The organism is Gemmatimonadaceae bacterium, assembly GCA_016720905.1.
In the GTDB taxonomy this organism is placed as follows: Bacteria; Gemmatimonadota; Gemmatimonadetes; order Gemmatimonadales; family Gemmatimonadaceae; genus Gemmatimonas.
Genome location: JADKJT010000014.1, coordinates 32,383 through 47,259, shown reverse-complemented (window position 1 = coordinate 47,259; position 14,877 = coordinate 32,383). Strand labels below are relative to the sequence as shown.

The 14,877-nt window shown below is 62.5% G+C and carries 15 protein-coding genes and 1 tRNA gene; 8 read left to right on the top strand and 8 right to left on the bottom strand.

Annotated elements, in window-relative coordinates; translation table 11 throughout:
* Positions 1-9: 9 nt before the first annotated feature.
* A complete protein-coding gene (locus IPP90_12670) occupies positions 10-2,475 on the bottom strand; it encodes a hypothetical protein (protein MBL0171561.1) in 2,466 nt (821 codons plus the stop codon).
* Between the two features lie 186 nt (positions 2,476-2,661).
* Between IPP90_12670 and IPP90_12665 the strand changes: the two genes are divergently transcribed.
* Together IPP90_12665 and IPP90_12660 are read left to right on the top strand one after the other, a co-directional pair.
* Positions 2,662-2,943 (top strand): energy transducer TonB, encoded by a 282-nt coding sequence (locus IPP90_12665; protein ID MBL0171560.1) that lies wholly within the window; start codon positions 2,662-2,664, stop codon positions 2,941-2,943.
* A gap of 36 nt (positions 2,944-2,979) precedes the next feature.
* Positions 2,980-4,410: a pyridoxal-phosphate dependent enzyme gene (locus tag IPP90_12660; protein MBL0171559.1), complete on the top strand. Its 1,431-nt coding sequence runs from the start codon at positions 2,980-2,982 to the stop codon at positions 4,408-4,410.
* A gap of 27 nt (positions 4,411-4,437) precedes the next feature.
* Here the strand turns inward: IPP90_12660 and IPP90_12655 are convergent, their stop codons facing one another.
* Genes IPP90_12655 through IPP90_12645 form a run of 3 tightly spaced genes read right to left on the bottom strand, consistent with a single transcriptional unit; the run spans position 4,438 to position 5,432 of the window.
* On the bottom strand, positions 4,438-4,866 hold the full coding sequence (locus tag IPP90_12655; GenBank protein MBL0171558.1) for a hypothetical protein: 429 nt from the start codon (positions 4,864-4,866) through the stop codon (positions 4,438-4,440).
* A 31-nt stretch (positions 4,867-4,897) separates the two neighbouring features.
* Positions 4,898-5,158, bottom strand: coding sequence for a BrnA antitoxin family protein (locus IPP90_12650; GenBank protein ID MBL0171557.1), 261 nt, complete (start codon positions 5,156-5,158; stop codon positions 4,898-4,900).
* Entirely contained in the window at positions 5,121-5,432 is a 312-nt protein-coding gene (locus IPP90_12645) for a BrnT family toxin (GenBank protein MBL0171556.1), read from the bottom strand. Before IPP90_12645 ends, IPP90_12650 begins: the two co-directional genes overlap by 38 nt.
* 119 nt (positions 5,433-5,551) lie before the next feature.
* Between IPP90_12645 and IPP90_12640 the strand changes: the two genes are divergently transcribed.
* The 6 genes from IPP90_12640 to IPP90_12615 all read left to right on the top strand — a co-directional run bounded on the left by IPP90_12640 (position 5,552) and on the right by IPP90_12615 (position 9,671).
* The gene (locus tag IPP90_12640; protein ID MBL0171555.1) at positions 5,552-6,565 is read left to right on the top strand and encodes a D-alanine--D-alanine ligase; all 1,014 of its coding nucleotides are present in this window, start codon (positions 5,552-5,554) and stop codon (positions 6,563-6,565) included.
* Between the two features lie 52 nt (positions 6,566-6,617).
* Entirely contained in the window at positions 6,618-7,541 is a 924-nt protein-coding gene (locus tag IPP90_12635; protein MBL0171554.1) for a rhomboid family intramembrane serine protease, read from the top strand.
* 69 nt (positions 7,542-7,610) lie between these two features.
* On the top strand, positions 7,611-8,006 hold the full coding sequence (gene queF, locus IPP90_12630; GenBank protein MBL0171553.1) for a preQ(1) synthase: 396 nt from the start codon (positions 7,611-7,613) through the stop codon (positions 8,004-8,006).
* Positions 8,007-8,018: 12 nt separating this feature from the next.
* The gene (locus IPP90_12625; protein ID MBL0171552.1) at positions 8,019-8,822 is read left to right on the top strand and encodes a helix-turn-helix transcriptional regulator; all 804 of its coding nucleotides are present in this window, start codon (positions 8,019-8,021) and stop codon (positions 8,820-8,822) included.
* Positions 8,823-8,939: 117 nt separating this feature from the next.
* Positions 8,940-9,509 (top strand): hypothetical protein, encoded by a 570-nt coding sequence (locus IPP90_12620; GenBank protein MBL0171551.1) that lies wholly within the window; start codon positions 8,940-8,942, stop codon positions 9,507-9,509.
* Between the two features lie 89 nt (positions 9,510-9,598).
* A tRNA-Phe gene (locus tag IPP90_12615) sits at positions 9,599-9,671 on the top strand.
* 398 nt (positions 9,672-10,069) lie between these two features.
* Here the strand turns inward: IPP90_12615 and IPP90_12610 are convergent.
* The 4 genes from IPP90_12610 to IPP90_12595 all read right to left on the bottom strand — a co-directional run bounded on the left by IPP90_12610 (position 10,070) and on the right by IPP90_12595 (position 14,871).
* On the bottom strand, positions 10,070-10,288 hold the full coding sequence (locus IPP90_12610) for a tyrosine-type recombinase/integrase (protein MBL0171550.1): 219 nt from the start codon (positions 10,286-10,288) through the stop codon (positions 10,070-10,072).
* Between the two features lie 342 nt (positions 10,289-10,630).
* Entirely contained in the window at positions 10,631-11,848 is a 1,218-nt protein-coding gene (locus tag IPP90_12605) for a PD-(D/E)XK nuclease family protein (protein MBL0171549.1), read from the bottom strand.
* A 280-nt stretch (positions 11,849-12,128) separates the two neighbouring features.
* Positions 12,129-13,505: a DUF1998 domain-containing protein gene (locus tag IPP90_12600; GenBank protein ID MBL0171548.1), complete on the bottom strand. Its 1,377-nt coding sequence runs from the start codon at positions 13,503-13,505 to the stop codon at positions 12,129-12,131.
* Entirely contained in the window at positions 13,498-14,871 is a 1,374-nt protein-coding gene (locus IPP90_12595) for a hypothetical protein (GenBank protein MBL0171547.1), read from the bottom strand. The genes IPP90_12600 and IPP90_12595 overlap by 8 nt, the downstream gene beginning before the upstream one ends.
* Positions 14,872-14,877: the final 6 nt, after the last annotated feature.

Genomic DNA, 14,877 nt, shown 5'->3' with positions numbered 1-14,877 from the left:
GTCTCAGTACTATCTAAGCCTTACGATCGCGTAGCGCATGGTGCTGGGCAGCGATACGCCGTTTGACGACAGGCTTACCAGCGTGCTGCGGCCTGACGGCAGGCCGAAACGGACATAGCTGCTGGTGCCGCCGGCCAGGGTGATGCGTTGCGGAGCGCCGCTTTGGAGCGATCGCGCATTGATGGGATAGACGCCCAGCGGAGAGCCGCCACCAAACCGAAGTCCCGGGAAGATGCTGCGGAAATTCCAGGCCGGGAACACGTAGCGGACGTCTAGGGCGGCGGTTGTCGCCGTGCTGAAATCGTCGGCGATGAGCGACACGGTCCAGTCGCGCAGGTAGTCGGCAAACTGTGCGGTGCCGCCCAGTACATTCGACAGATTCGTGCGTCCCGAGGTGGTGGAATTCACCAGCGCGCGATAGAACGCGGCTTCACCAGATGGCTGTCGGCCCGCGGCGAAGCGCAGGAAATTCCAGGTGGCCCCGCGCGTGGCCAGCGAATCGTTGGGCGCGTACGGCGAATTGAGTTCGGGATTGATGAGATACGTGTAGAAGCGCGAGAAATTCTGCGACGCGTAGCTGCTGAACAGCGTCGATTGCTGCGAGACCTGCGCGAGCGTCAGATTCTGGCGCGAGGTGAAACCCGAAATGCGATAGTACAGCAATTCCTCGGCCGTATGCGCGAGTCCCTCGTCCAGCCATGTCTCTTCGTTGGGGACCGCTGTGGTGTTCACGTACAGACGGCGACCGGAATTGATGAGATGCTGGAATTCGTGGGCAATGGTGCCGAGGTTGAGCGTGGTGACCTCGGACTTGGAACGCTTGTTGTTGTTGACCGTACCGTCGGGGTCGGGCACGAGCAGGTAGAACATTTCCGTTTCGTTCGATGCCGCGCACGCGGCAAGGCCGTTGCGCGCGGTCTTGGGATACAGGTCGCGCGCGAAGAAGAATCCGCCGATGGTGTAGCTGTTGGTGGATGGCGGGGTCAGCGAGTTCACGGAGCGTGTGTAGAACAGGATGACCTTGCCACGACCACTTACGTTTGTCGGCGCACCGAAGGCGGTGGTGTCCATCGGGAAGATCAGCGTGTCGAACGTGGCGGCAATGGACGCGTATTCGGCGTCGGTGTAGCCACCTGTGGGGTTTTCATTGTCGGCCACCACAATGGACTTTTCACCCACGGCCGTAACGCGCGAGACGCGATTGACGGGTTCGCTGCACGCCTTGTTGGCGTTGGCGTTGAGCGTGATGGCGTCGCCGACGTTGAGGTCGGCGAGACTGGTGAACGCCGCCGCTCCCTGGTGCTCCGCATGCCACGACCGTGCCGCATCCACCAACGGCGAGAGTTCCCGACGCTCAACGGTGCGCCGTTCGAGTTCCGCCAATCGGGGCTCATCGGACTCGGCCCGACGCGTCATTTGCAGATCGGTGTCAACCGTGGGCAGGTCTGGCGTTGTCCGCAGTCCTGCGGCGTCGGCCGAGATGGCGGCCGTGGTAGGCCCGCTGTTGCCGGTGGAAAAGACGTCTATGGACGTCACTGTACTAAACGAGGCACTCGTAGAGATGAGGGTCAGCGCGTATTCGGCGTTCACGCCGACAGGCGCCGAAAGGCAGGCGCGGGTACCGGCGGCGTCCGGGTCGGGCGAGAACACCTCGCCGAGTGCCAATGTCCGAGCGGCAACCGGTCCACACACTGATGAACCGGGTGGTCCGACGGTGACCGCGACGGTGTCGGCTTTGCCCCCTGCTTCGGCCACGATGCGTCCAATCCCCTGTCCGATAGCCGTGACCAGTCCGGTGCCATTCACGGTGGCCACGGTGGGGTCGGGCGCGCTGAAGTTGATGGATTGTGCGCTCACATCGTTGCCGAACTGGTCACGGGCGGCGGCGCGAATGCGAATGGTGTCTCCCACACCGAGGTAGGCGCGGTCGGGCGTGGTGACCACGATCGCGGCGGCGCCCGGAAGAGCCGTGGCGGTGAACACCACCGGCGTCAGGCCACCCACTTGGGCGGATACGCGCAGCGTACCGGCGACGGTGCCCAGCGTCCATGTGGTTTGCGCGACCCCGCTACTGTTGCTGGTGGCCGATGAGGGTGCGGTGGTGCCGGCGCCAACGCCAACGTCCCAGTCAACCCGGGCTCCGGAGACGGCCTTGCCCGAGGCATCAGTGACCACGACGGAGAGGGGTGTGGCGAGTACGGTGCCCACGGTGGCCGTCTGGCCGCTGCCACCCTGCAGGCGAAGCGCGGCCGGTGTTGCGCTGGGGCCGGTTGGCGAATCCTTGCGGCAGGCGGCGAGGATGACGACCAGCAACGCCAGACGCATCAGGTGCGAGGGCGTCAGAATAGTGTGCGGAACAGCGCGAGCCTCACGGGCCATGCGAAACCACCGGCGAACGGTATGAAGGGCGTCACGACGCTTCGCGAATGATACCGCTGACGCCGCGATGAAGTTGTACATTCCAGCATGTGCCATGTGGTGTTCGGACTACCGGTCTCGCGGCGCCGATGGTGCGCGAGGCATCGTTGTTCTATCGGACTGATGGTGCTGACCCTTGTCACGACCCTTGTCACGCCTGCCTGTTCCGAACGCAGCCGCTCGGGTCGCTCGACCAGTACCGGGTGGTGGCAAGCCGACCCACCCGATGATCCCCCGCAGATGATGAACACATCGCTGCCCTTTCAGTATCCCGTCGCGCAGTATCTGGGTCGGATGGAAGGGAACGTGACCCTCCGCCTGTTTGTGGATGCGGAGGGTCGTGTGGTGACCGACAGCACACGAATCGACCAGTCGTCGGGGATTTCGGCTTTCGATTCGGCGGCACTGGCGGGAGCGCGCGAGTTGCGTTTCCGTCCAGCGCGTCGGCGCGGTACCGCAGTCCCGGTGGCCCTGCTGTATCCGGTACACTTCCGACACCCCGAAGGGCCCAGGCCCCCCGGTTGACACTGGCTCTCCCCCTTTCTCGTTCGACTCCCGCCCATGGCCACGACCCTGACTGCCGACGCGACCGTGCAGGAACAACACCTGCGCCACCGCCGTCCCTATGAATCCGTCCTGGAGACCATCGGCTGGACACCGCTGATCCGCCTCTCCCGCGTGGCCAAGGGGATTCGCACGCCGTTGTACGGCAAGGCCGATTTTTTCAATCCCGGCGACAGTGTGAAGGACCGCATCGGGATGCCCATGATCGAGGCGCACGAACGAGCCGGGACGCTCAAGCCGGGTGGCATCATTGTCGAAGCCACGAGCGGCAACACGGGTGTCGGCCTGGCGATTGCCGCGGCGCTCAAAGGGTACAAGTGCATCTTCACGATGCCGGACAAGATGTCGCAGGAAAAAGTGCGACTGCTCAAGGCCTTTGGCGCTGAAGTGATCATCACGCCCACCGCGGTGCCGCCCGATCATCCGCAGAACTACGTGCAGATGGCCAAACGCATCGTGCGGGAGACGCCAGGCGCGGTGTTGGCCGGACAGTTTGAAAACCCGGCCAATCCGGAGGCGCATATGGCGACGACGGGTCCGGAGTTGTGGGAGCAATCGGAAGGCCGCATCACGCACTTTGTGGCATCGGCAGGCACGGGCGGCACGATTTCCGGCGTCGGTCGCTATCTCAAGTCGAAGAATCCGAACATCAAGATCATCGCCGCCGATCCGCAGGGATCGGTGTTGGCCGAGCTGTGGCGCACGAACGGTGAGGGCCATCCTACCGGTGCGCCGTACAAGGTGGAGGGCGTGGGGCAGGATTGCGTGCCGGCCACGCTGGACATGGGCGTGATTGACGAGTTCATCACGGTGAATGACAAGGACGCATTCGCGATGGCGCGTCGACTCACGCGTGAAGAAGGGATTTTCGTGGGCGGATCGGCGGGGCTGATTGCGCATGCCGCGCTGACGGTGGCGCGACGCCTGAACGATCCCGATGCGTACGTGGTGACGTTTTTGTGCGACACCGGCGAGCGCTATCTGAGCAAGGTGTTCAACGACGAATGGATGCGCGAGAATCAGATGCTGGATGCCGTGCCCACGAGCATCGAAGCCGTACTGGGCCACAAGGACGGCAGCGCGCCGGCCATCGTGAGTGTGGCACCGGGCGCGACGGTGCGTCAGGCGATTCGCCTGATGGTGCTGCACAACGTGTCACAGGCGCCGGTGATGGATGGCACGGTGTGCATTGGCAGCGTGGCGGAATCACAACTGACATCCAAGTCGCTGGCCGATCCCAAAGTGCTGGACCTGACGGTGAGCGACGTGATGGATCAGCCGTTCCCGGTGGTGGAGAGTGATCAACCGGTGGAAAGCGTGGCCAAGCTGTTGTCGAAGAGCAACCGCGCGGTGCTGATGAAGAAGGACGGCGTGGTGCAGGGGATTGTGACGCGCTTCGACGTGCTGGAATATCTCATGCACCGGTAGCTGTCAGCGTCATAGTCTGCGTCGACGTTACGGTCCCTTGGGTTTGGCGGGGACTGCTGTCGGATACACGGTGGTGAGCGCTTCGCCGGCCAGCACGCGGTGCACGCGTTTCGCTTCGAGGCGGAATTCGTCGCGGAAGGTGCGTTGCTTGCAGCCGCGATCGTAGACACCGATGGCCGCGCGCGCTTCGTCGGTGCGATTGAGCAGCACGTCGGCGTAGGCATAGGCCACGAGAATTGCGCAGTGGGCGCCGGTTCGCGGCGGGCCCGGGTGCATGGCGAGATATCCGTGTCCGATGGAGGCGGCGCGTTGCGGTTCGCCGCCGCGCGCGAGTTCGAGCATGCGCTGACCGGTGGTGCTTTCGGGGGGCAAGGGCGCCTTGGGTTGCGCGGACGCCGTCGACACGGACACGCCGATCAATGCAACGACGATGGCGGCAATACGGATGAGGGTCATTGTATTTAGTGGTGGCCGGCTGTTGGCCGGGTTATCGCTTTGGGCTGACCGCTCGCTCCAGCGCCTCGCGAATGTAGCGCTGATAAGGAATACCGCGCGTTGCCGCGCGCGCCTTCACGGCTTGGAGCAGCGACTCGGGCAATCGCATGTTGATCTTCGCGGACTTTCGTTGGAACTCAAACTTGACGGGCTGAAAGTCGGACAGATCATACTCCGAAAGGTCAGCGCGATCGACAAACGCCTCGGCGTCGGCATCACTCGAGAATGTGGGGATTCGCTTCTTTGTAGGCACGAATCTCTCTCCTGTGCATGAATCGCGCACTGATGGGTCGGATCAGGCGCTCATTGTCCCGCGAGCGCAGGGTGAACACCAGGAAAATCATGCGACCATCGTTGGCCGGACCAATGGCACGAAATCGCGGCTCGTTCTGGAACGGATCGGGAGCGATTGCCAACACTCGGCCAAACAGCTCCTCAATTGCCTCTGGTGAGATGCCATGCTTACGGCATTTCTCACGATTCCCGTCGTCCCAGTCAAAGCCGTCGAACTGAGGTTCAGAGTTCATTCTAAAGAATGTCCATACAAATGTCAATCATTCTTGCGTACTTGGTTCTGGTTTGCAATTCGCGGTTCGCTTCGTCCACGGGAACGGTTGTCCGCGCGCAATCTGTGTAGAATTCGCCGATGAACATCACCGTTTTGTTGGGCGGGGTATCGGCCGAGCGCGACGTCTCGCTCTCGTCGGGGCTGCGGATTGCCGTCGGCTTGCGGGAGCGCGGGCATGAGGTGACCTGTCTCGACCCGGCCGAGGGCGTGCTGTCGCGCGCGACGGAGAGTCGGCTGTTGGCCAGCGGCGTGGGCAGCGCGCCGCCGTCGCTGGAGGCCTTGGCCGGGCTGGGGTCCAAGTCGCTGTCACCGACCTTGGCAACGATGCCCGAAGTGACCGGGGCCGATTGCGTGTTCATCGCGCTGCACGGTGGTCAGGGCGAAGACGGCACGGTGCAGGCGCTGCTGGATATGGCCGGCGTGCGGTACACGGGCAGCGGACATCTGGCGAGCGCGCTGGCGATGGACAAGCACCTGACGAAGGTGTTGTTGCGCGCGGCGGGAGTGGCCACGGCCAACTGGCTGATGGCGCCGGCGCCAGGCATGGGAACGGTGGACCCCGACGAAGTGGGCCGGCATCTGGACTGGCCGGTGGTGGTGAAGCCGTCCAAGCAGGGGAGTACGGTGGGGCTGTCGATCGTGCGGGAGCCCGGTGAGCTGCAGCCGGCCATCACTCAGGCGTTTCGGTATGACGACGAGGTGATGATCGAGCGGTTTGTGCCGGGTCGCGAGCTGACCGTGGGGATTCTGGGGACCCAAGTTTTCCCGACCATCGAGATCAAGCCGGTGAAGGAGCTGTACGACTACGAGTGCAAATACACGCCGGGGATGGCGGAAGAGTTCGTGGCCGAACTAGCGCCGGACATCCAGTCAAAGCTGGCCGATCAGGCTTTGAGGTCGTTTGCGGCGCTCAAGCTGCGAGGGTACGCGCGGATCGACTTCCGATTGGACCCCCAGGGGCAACCGTGGTGTCTGGAAGCGAACACGTTGCCGGGGATGACGCCGACCAGTCTGATCCCACAGGCCGCGGCGGCTGCCGGCGTCTTGTTTCCCGAGTTGTGCGAGCGCATCGTCCTCCTGGCGCTCGCCTAGCACGTCCCGCCTTTGGGGCGCGCGCCGTTCCCGTTTGGCACCATTTCCCGCCATGGCCACAGCCACGTACGACGAATTCGAAAGTTCGCGGAGACCATCGGCCGTCTATTGGCTGATTGGGCTGTGCGTGGGTGTGTTCTTCGTGCAGACCACACTGGTTGGCGACGTGAACATGGCCAACGCCCTGGGCTATACGCCGGGCGATATCGCGGCGCGTTCGTTGTGGACGGTGGGGACGTACATGTTCGTGCACGGGGGCTTGATGCACCTGGCACTCAACATGTGGACGCTGTGGCTGTTCGGGCCGCGGGTGGAGCGGGCGTGGGGGTCGAGCACGTTCACCTGGTTCTACCTGTGGTGCGGACTGGGCGGTTGGGCCGCGCACTACATGTTCCAGAAGGAAGGTGGCACCCTCATTGGCGCCTCGGCGGCGATACTCGGCGTGGCCGTGGCGTATGCCTCACGGTGGCCGGATGACGAGGTGTATCTGTTTGGTGTGTTGCCGATGAAGGTGCGCTGGTTGGTGGTGCTGATGGCGGCCATGAACGTGTTCATGGCAATCATCGATCAGGGCAGCCTGGGCGGTACTGCGTATGCGGCGCATATCGGCGGCATGATGGCGGGTGCGATCTATCTGTTCGCGCCCAACACACAGAGTCTCGACCGATTCCGTCGTCGCATCGAGCCGGCGCCCGACTACGGTGATGAAAGCCCGCGTCCGGTGCCCAAGAGTTCGGCGCGTCCGCGCGAGCGCGACGCGGATGACATTGTCGCGCAGAGCAAGGCCGCGGTGTCGCGTGCGCGCCCGGTTCCCACGCCGCGCGTGGCGCCAGTGGCCGTGGCCGAGAAGCCGTCGACGGCGCTTGATGCGGTGCTGGACAAGATCGCGTCGGACGGGATGGCCAGTCTCACGGTGGCCGAGAAGCTGCTGCTGGACGAGTGGTCGCAGCGGCTGAGGAACTTGAACCGCGGTTGATGTACCCACCCGCAGTCGATGTACCCCACCCGCAGTTGATGTACCCCACCCGCAGTAGCAGTTTGCAGTATGCCAAGACCCGAACTGCTTGAATCGTTTCCGAATCCCTATGCGGATCGGAGTTACGAGATTTACATGGAGACCACGGAGTTCACGTCACTGTGCCCATTGGGTGGCATCGAGACGGACGCGGCGGATCTCAAGCTGCTGGAAGGTGGCGCGCCGGACTTTGCCACCATTCGCATTACCTACACGCCGGCGGCGACGTGCCTGGAGCTGAAGAGTCTCAAGCACTATCTGTGGAGCTTCCGGAACGACGGCATCTTTTACGAGCGTGCGGTGAATCGCATTCTTGATGATCTGGTGGCCGCGTGCACGCCGAAGTCGATGACGGTGGTGGGTGATTTCAATGTGCGCGGTGGGCTGAAAAGCATCATCACGGCCAGCTGGACGCCGGCGTCGTAGGGTGAGCAGGCCGTGAGTGACCGGCCGCTGGTGTACACCGAGTTTGCCCCGGGTGATGCGGCGCGTGATATCGCGCTCACCTATTGGAGTTTTCAGGTGCACGCGTTGCCACATGAGGGATTTGTGCACCGTGTGTGGCCGGACGGGTGCATCACGCTGACGCTGGTGTGCGTGGGCGGTCGCGCGGTGGGCGCGCATGTGCTGGGGGTTCGGCAGAGCGCGTTTGATGTGCCGCTGTTTGCGGGGGCCCGCTACTGGGGTGTGCGATTCCGGCCCGAAGCGGGCGCGCTCTGGCTGGGCGTTGCTCCGGCGCAATTGCGTGAGCAGAGTGCGCCGGCGGCCACGCTGTTGGGCGATGACGTATTGGCAATGGCGAGTGACGTGGCGCTGTTGGATGACGAAGCGGCGGTCCGCGCCCGGCTGGACGCATGGATTGTGTCGCGCGCGGTGGCATCGCACGCCATTGATGGTGTGGTGCGGAGCGCGGTGGCGGCGATTGTGGCCACCAACGGGCAACGGTCGATGACCGACATTGCGCGCGATGTGGGGGTGAGCGCGCGTGTGTTGCAGCGGCGCTTTGCGGCGAGTGTGGGCATATCACCCAAGGCGTTTGCCGTGCTGCGTCGCGGGCGCGGGGCGCTCAGGCGGGTGTTGTCCAAGGACACGGATGTGGGCGGATGGTCGGCTGTGGCACTGTCGAGCGGATATGCCGATCAGGCGCATTTCACGCGCGAGGTGGCACGATTGACGCGATTTGCTCCCACGGCGTTGCAGGCGCGGCTGGCTACCATTGAGCACGAGCGGTTGATGGACTGAGTGGACGAGGTGCGTGACGCATTCGTTCAAGACGGCGGACAGCTCGCTAGGTGAAATTGCGGATTCACGAACACGGTGAGTTGGCTGGTTTCCGATTGTCCCGAGGGACTTCTCATGATGCGCATGCGTTGGCTGCTGTTAACCGCGTTGCTCTGTGTTACCCAAACCGCCGGCGCCCAAGCGGCACGACCGGCCGGCGGTGACCCGCGCGCGGCCATGCAGGCGGAAGCGCGCGCCGCCATGGCGCCATTTGCGTGGCTGGTGGGTGAGTGGGAGGGACCTGCCACCGTGCATACGCCCAACGGCGGCACGATGTCGCTTTCGCAACGGGAGACGGTGACGTCGGCCGCCTTTGGCTCGGCGTTGTTGATTCAGGGGCGGGGCAGCATGACGATGAATGGCGCGGCGCGGCAGGTATGGGACGCGGCCGGCTTGATGGGCTACGATGTGCCCACGAAGAAGTTCTCGTTCGCCTCAGCCGGCGGCAGCGGGATGATGCAGATGTTTGCGGTGACCGCACAGGGCGAGGGGTTCACCTGGGGTTACACCGACGCGGCCGGGACCGTGAACCAGTTCGTCATTACGCGAACCAGTGACGGCAAATGGAAAGAGGTGGGGAGCACGTCCAGCGATGGCGGGAAGAGCTGGATGGTGACGATTGAGCTGCTGCTGACCCGCCGGCCGTGAGGGCAGGCGCCCGGCAAGGGGTTGGCGGGGGAGCGGGGGTGGTTATCTTGGGAGTCCGGTCCTGGGGGCGTCGCCCGAAGGGCCGGAACGGCTAGGTAGCTCAGTTGGTAGAGCAGCGGACTGAAAATCCGCGTGTCGGGGGTTCAATTCCCTCCCTAGCCACTGCGGAAGAACTGAAAAGACAACGGCCTGCCTCGCGTCACGCGAAGCAGGCCGTTTTGCTCTGTGTAATTCCTGTGTAATCGCTTGGCGTTGCGGGCCACTACCGGGGCATCTGCTCGTCAGGGGGCAGGTACCTCGGGTGGAGCGTGAATTGTATGCCGTGGTCGCCGGGGTATGGCGTCGTATGCATGTGCCGGCCGAATAGCATGTCATCCGGTACGCCGGCAGGGAACGCGCAGCGCACCGGCGGCCCCTTGCTCATATCCCACTGGTGCGCGCATTTCTGACACGCGAATTCACTGCCCCACGTCTCAGCGTCGATGCTTGTCGGTTTCATTGCTTCACGAGAGGAACGTGATCGATCCGTACAATCCTGACGCATACATCGTCAGTCATACTTAGGAAGCCGCTTGTTTGAAACGTGCCTCGAGCTTGTCCATCGCTTGGGCGACGTGAGCTCCGTTCTGATGCGCGTATCGTTCGACCATGGCTAGCGTTTTGTGACCACTAATGCGTTTGACGGTAGGCAGGTCAATTCCAGCCTGTACGAGATGCGTGATCGCCGTATTGCCGTATCGTGTGGCGGACGATGAGATCCGGGTCCAATCCGGCCGCACTTACTACCCGCCGGAAGGGCATGCGAACATCCATCGCGTGTCCACTCTTCGCGGTTGGTGAGGGGAACAACCATGGCGACTCGTCGGCCGTGGCGTCCATCCAATCGCGGAGAAATGTCGCAAGGCGTGCCGTGATCGGTTGTTCTCGTGCGCCGACATTCGCCTTCGGGATGAAGATGATCCGCCGACGCCTGGCTGAGCGCAGATCGGGTCGGCAGCACGGCCCAGCAGAAGCTGGCCGCCGCGCAGACGCTGACCTTCGGCTTCGTGGACATCTGCTCTCCCTCCGCAATGGTCAAAGATGTTAGCCCTGTCCACTACATCCTGGTAACTCTATCCCTATTACTCGACGATGAAGACCTCGCTGACACGCGTCAGTCCCAACATCGCGGGTTCAGCATCATCGCCTGGCTCGAGCCACGAAGCTCCGAGAATCCGTACACGCGATGCGTGGGCCAGTTGATTGGATAGATGACTGTGCTCTTGCCCACAACGCACGAACACCTTGGCACCGGGTACGCGATCAGCTGCCTGCAGCACTGTCGCGCTCCACAACGCCTCTGCGCGCCGCTCATGCACTCTCAGTTCCACATCCACCAGCGCGCCTGCCCCGAACGCGGCGACCTCCCCAATAACGGCTGACGTCCAGTACGCACTGCAGAGTTGCTTCACATTACAGAAGACGCAACTTTCTGCACTCGGCCTCGCAGATGGCGGCGCGGAGGTCACCTGCTCCTGCGCCCCCATGGCACGTCTATCCAATTCCGCGGCAAGTGCCGTCCGCTCTTCCCCGCTCGGCACCGGGACCGCTACCTCGCCGTCACGGTAGATAAGTCGCAACGCCCGCACGGCATATCTTCTGGGATTCGCACCCTCATCTTCTTCAAAGAGCCGTGAGTATAGCTGCACCTGCAGTGCGTGCGCCGGCTTACGCGCGCCTGTCTTGTAGTCCAAGATCTCGACGCCACCTTCATCGACGACTATCAGATCTGCGACTCCTTTCCAATGGTCACCACGTCCTCTGAGCGGAACCTCGACATTTGCTCCCGACGCAACGGATCGGGTGGTCGTGGCAGACTGAGTTCCGACTGCATATGGCTCTGAGTCCTTATGCCCAGTACGACCGGTGTTTCCACGCAGTCTGCTCAGCAAGAGTTGCACGTCCATTCGCATGGCGGGGCGTCGCTGCTGAAGTTCCTCGCGGACGTTCCTTCCTGACGCCGCGACGCGCGGGTTGAGGGATGCCCGCTCCGCGATCCGTTCAAGTTGCTTCTCGAGCAACGCACTGATACCTCCCAACCGCCGCAGAGCTTGCACCGTTACTGACGGATCTCCAACAGCGCCACCCATTTGGGCAATCAGCGCAACGACGCGCTCGAGTACTCCGTGCACGCCCTGACCCACCAGCGTGCCTAGATAAACTCGGTCAGGATATCCGCTCGCACTCCACGTCCCCGCATAGCGCGCCTTGCTTAGAGCCCACCGCAGCGGGCACGCTTCGATTGCAGTCATCGTTGAGAAGCTCATCGGCATCGGCGCGGCCGGCCACTCGGTGGGCATCGCAACGCGCCAGAGGTCCTCAAGTCTGCTGAGATCCCCACGCTACACCACCCCACTGGCGCTCAGTACTTCTTGCGTCGCACTAGGCAGGTTGCGCCTCACAGTTAGCTCGCTGACTGCCAGCACTGGCGTCGGCGTGAGTTCCCCCATTTCTACGAGTCTTGCATCCGCGGGCGTGAACGGCGTCAAGGAATGCGTAAGACAGACGGCAACTTGTTGCCCAGACGACCCCTGCACCCACAACGGAACTCGCACGGCACCCAAGCCGGGCACCTCCACGTCAGAATCGACCACGGCTGTTATCGCCGACCCGGCTTGGCGCCACATCCTCCGCCAGAACTCGCACCACCGTGCTCTCTCTCCTTGCACCGAGAGTTGGCAAGGTGCCATTCAGCAGATACTCAAGAAGGTCGCGGCCAACGTGCCGATCAAGGCGATCATGCTCCATCTTGTTCTTGAAGCTCCGCAAGCAGTTGTAACAGGAGGCATCACACGTACACGCCCCAAGCACTTCGCTGGCCCTCTCAAGCACCTTAGCTAACTGGTCACCGGCACGGCGTGCGAATCCCGCGCCGCCAGGGAGCGTGTCGTATAGATAGACCTCCACTTCGACACCGCTCTGTCCACCCTCAGAGAGCGCTGATCGGAAGTCCGACTGCACCTCCCCGTCTTCCAGTTCCAACTCAATGCAGGTCGCTTTAGCGATTGCCTCACAGACAGTCCTCATCGCGATCTCCGTGGCCAGAACGCCTGGTGTGAGGCGCACAGGAGCATCCACTCGCATGTTCACAAGCAAGATGTCCGTGATAAAATCGGTGCCAAGACACACCCCAATGGCTGCAGCATTGCCAGGACATAGTGGCTGCTTTGAATCGGGGTACGGTTTCGGGTGTGGCTTGGAGAGCTTGGTTGTCGGCGGACTAGTTGGCTCGATTCGTCCGCACCGGGCACAGTAGGTATAACCGTCTTGCCGTGGGCCAGCGTTCGTCACAAGTAAGTGCTTGCGCAAGTAGTGCCCCCGCACTCGCGGCCCCACTCGCTGCCATGTCCCCTCACCGGGCTTCGGAGACGGCGCATCCAACTTCGCGCGGGTGGCGTAGCTGAGTTCCTGCAACTCGTCGGCAGACTCGTCCTCCGCGACGTCCACGGGGTGCGCGAACCCCGGGGGCCGGAACCAATACCTTGCCTTGCCCAGCGTGCCCGGTTTTCCACAAGCGGGGCAATCGATGCTCTCCCCCTTCCTGCCGTCTTCGCGCTCTTTAGTGCAAGCGAATCGGCAGTTGCTACACTCGTAGTAAAAGCGCTTCTCGTTCCACGCTTCGAAGCGCTCGCGTCGCCCCGGCGAGAAGATGGCACCTGAGCGAAACAACTTATTCGCAATCCATACTTCCTTTGCCGGTGCATACTGTGACAAAGCGACGGACAATGCTTGCGACGGCGCAAACTGATAGGCGTAGCGGAAATCAGTTGATTTCGCTACGTCGAACACGTAAAAGCTCGCGACATCAGTCGGGAACGCATAGCGTGGCAGCACTCCGCGATACAACAGTCGGTTGAGCAGATATTCTTGATTCTCATCGACGCCGTGCTCCTCCCCAGTTTCCGCGGGGAGGTCGGGAACGACGTTCGTATCATCAGCGCTGTCAGCTTCAGTCATCGACGGTTCCCTCTTCTTGCGAGCGGTCGGTGGTGAGTGCGTAATCGATCGACTCCAGCGTGTTCGTCACCAAAGAGATGATGATTTCGGCTCTGACAACGCCATCAAGCTCTGCTGGTAGCCAGCCGTCTACGTCTGCCTGCAGTTGCCGTTCGTTCGTTTCCAGCCAGTTGCCAAAGTCTTTGCGATTCAGGACGGCCTTCTCATCAAGGAAGCCCTGCACGGTACCGAGCACCTCAAATAGGTGAGGCTGATCCTCAGGCCGTATCGCGGGCAAGCGTTCACCCAAGTAGCGCTGCAGCAGGTATGCCGTGATATGCCGTCGCGCAATGTCGTCGTTGCTAAGCACGAGCACCGGATCAAGAACGGCGCCCCGCACCATTTTCTCAGGCGCCGAATAGAAGTGCGCATCATGGCTATCGGCGCCCGCCAGTGCGATGACCGTAGCAATAGCGTTACCGCGGCGGCCTGCGCGGCCCGCACGCTGTTGGTAGTTGGCGCGCGCAGGAGGCATGTTGCGCAACGCGACGCCTGACAGCGCTCCAATATCGATGCCCACCTCCATCGTTGTCGTGCAGGATAAGACGTCAATCGCCGGTCTCTCCTGCCCCTTATCATCGGGACCGAGATCAACGTCCTGGAACAGCAACTCGTGCTCCTCGGCCTTCGAGTAGATGTCGCCCTCTTGGGCTGCCCCTAGTTGGGCGGTGTGTTCCGCAGCGATTAGGGCCAGCGGCGCAATCGGGGGAATGGCAATGGCTTCAACTGTCGTTTGCCGATAGAACCCTTTGCGTGCGGCGAATACCGCATCGCCATTTGGATCGATCGTACCTATCTCGTCAGAACCACAACTCAGGCACCTGCAAAGTGAGGTCGGCGCAGTGCGCTGAACCGCCCGGCATAGGCGACAGTATTGCCAGTCCCCAACCAGTTCCAGGCACAGTTCCGAACCCTTCACCATCTGTTTGGCGGGGCCTCCCATTGGCTGCGCGAACAGGCTCAGAAGTGGGGGCAACCACAGTTTCTCGAACGCGGTTCGACTAGCAGGTGTGGGTAGCCATCGAGCAAAGGCGTCGAACTTGCCCGAGGCAAGCTGAAGCTTCTTGCTTCCAATCCAGTCAGTTGGCATCCGGCTAAGCCAGAGGCCCTTCCGCAGCCAGAGGCTGATCCACGCCCGCGCAACCCGCAGTTTGTCGTCGTCAGTTTCGGCAACACCGATAATGGTAGGGAGAGCCTGCAGAGAGGCTGTATGCGCACCACGCTCGCGCACCGAGGCGAGGGCTAGGGGGTGAAGACCGATATACTTGTCGCAGATGACATCACGGATTCCCCGCAAGAGCGCGACCTGGGGCGACAGAGTGCGCATCTCCGT

Bases quoted from the DNA above. Each gene is read 5' to 3' on its own strand.
- IPP90_12670 (MBL0171561.1), bottom strand. From the start codon at position 2,475: ATGGCACATGCTGGAATGTACAACTTCATCGCGGCGTCAGCGGTATCA.
- IPP90_12665 (MBL0171560.1), top strand. From the start codon at position 2,662: ATGAACACATCGCTGCCCTTTCAGTATCCCGTCGCGCAGTATCTGGGT.
- IPP90_12660 (MBL0171559.1), top strand. From the start codon at position 2,980: ATGGCCACGACCCTGACTGCCGACGCGACCGTGCAGGAACAACACCTG.
- IPP90_12655 (MBL0171558.1), bottom strand. From the start codon at position 4,866: ATGACCCTCATCCGTATTGCCGCCATCGTCGTTGCATTGATCGGCGTG.
- IPP90_12645 (MBL0171556.1), bottom strand. From the start codon at position 5,432: ATGAACTCTGAACCTCAGTTCGACGGCTTTGACTGGGACGACGGGAAT.
- IPP90_12640 (MBL0171555.1), top strand. From the start codon at position 5,552: ATGAACATCACCGTTTTGTTGGGCGGGGTATCGGCCGAGCGCGACGTC.
- IPP90_12635 (MBL0171554.1), top strand. From the start codon at position 6,618: ATGGCCACAGCCACGTACGACGAATTCGAAAGTTCGCGGAGACCATCG.
- queF (MBL0171553.1), top strand. From the start codon at position 7,611: ATGCCAAGACCCGAACTGCTTGAATCGTTTCCGAATCCCTATGCGGAT.
- IPP90_12620 (MBL0171551.1), top strand. From the start codon at position 8,940: ATGCGCATGCGTTGGCTGCTGTTAACCGCGTTGCTCTGTGTTACCCAA.
- IPP90_12605 (MBL0171549.1), bottom strand. From the start codon at position 11,848: ATGCCCACCGAGTGGCCGGCCGCGCCGATGCCGATGAGCTTCTCAACG.
- IPP90_12600 (MBL0171548.1), bottom strand. From the start codon at position 13,505: ATGACTGAAGCTGACAGCGCTGATGATACGAACGTCGTTCCCGACCTC.
- IPP90_12595 (MBL0171547.1), bottom strand. From the start codon at position 14,871: ATGCGCACTCTGTCGCCCCAGGTCGCGCTCTTGCGGGGAATCCGTGAT.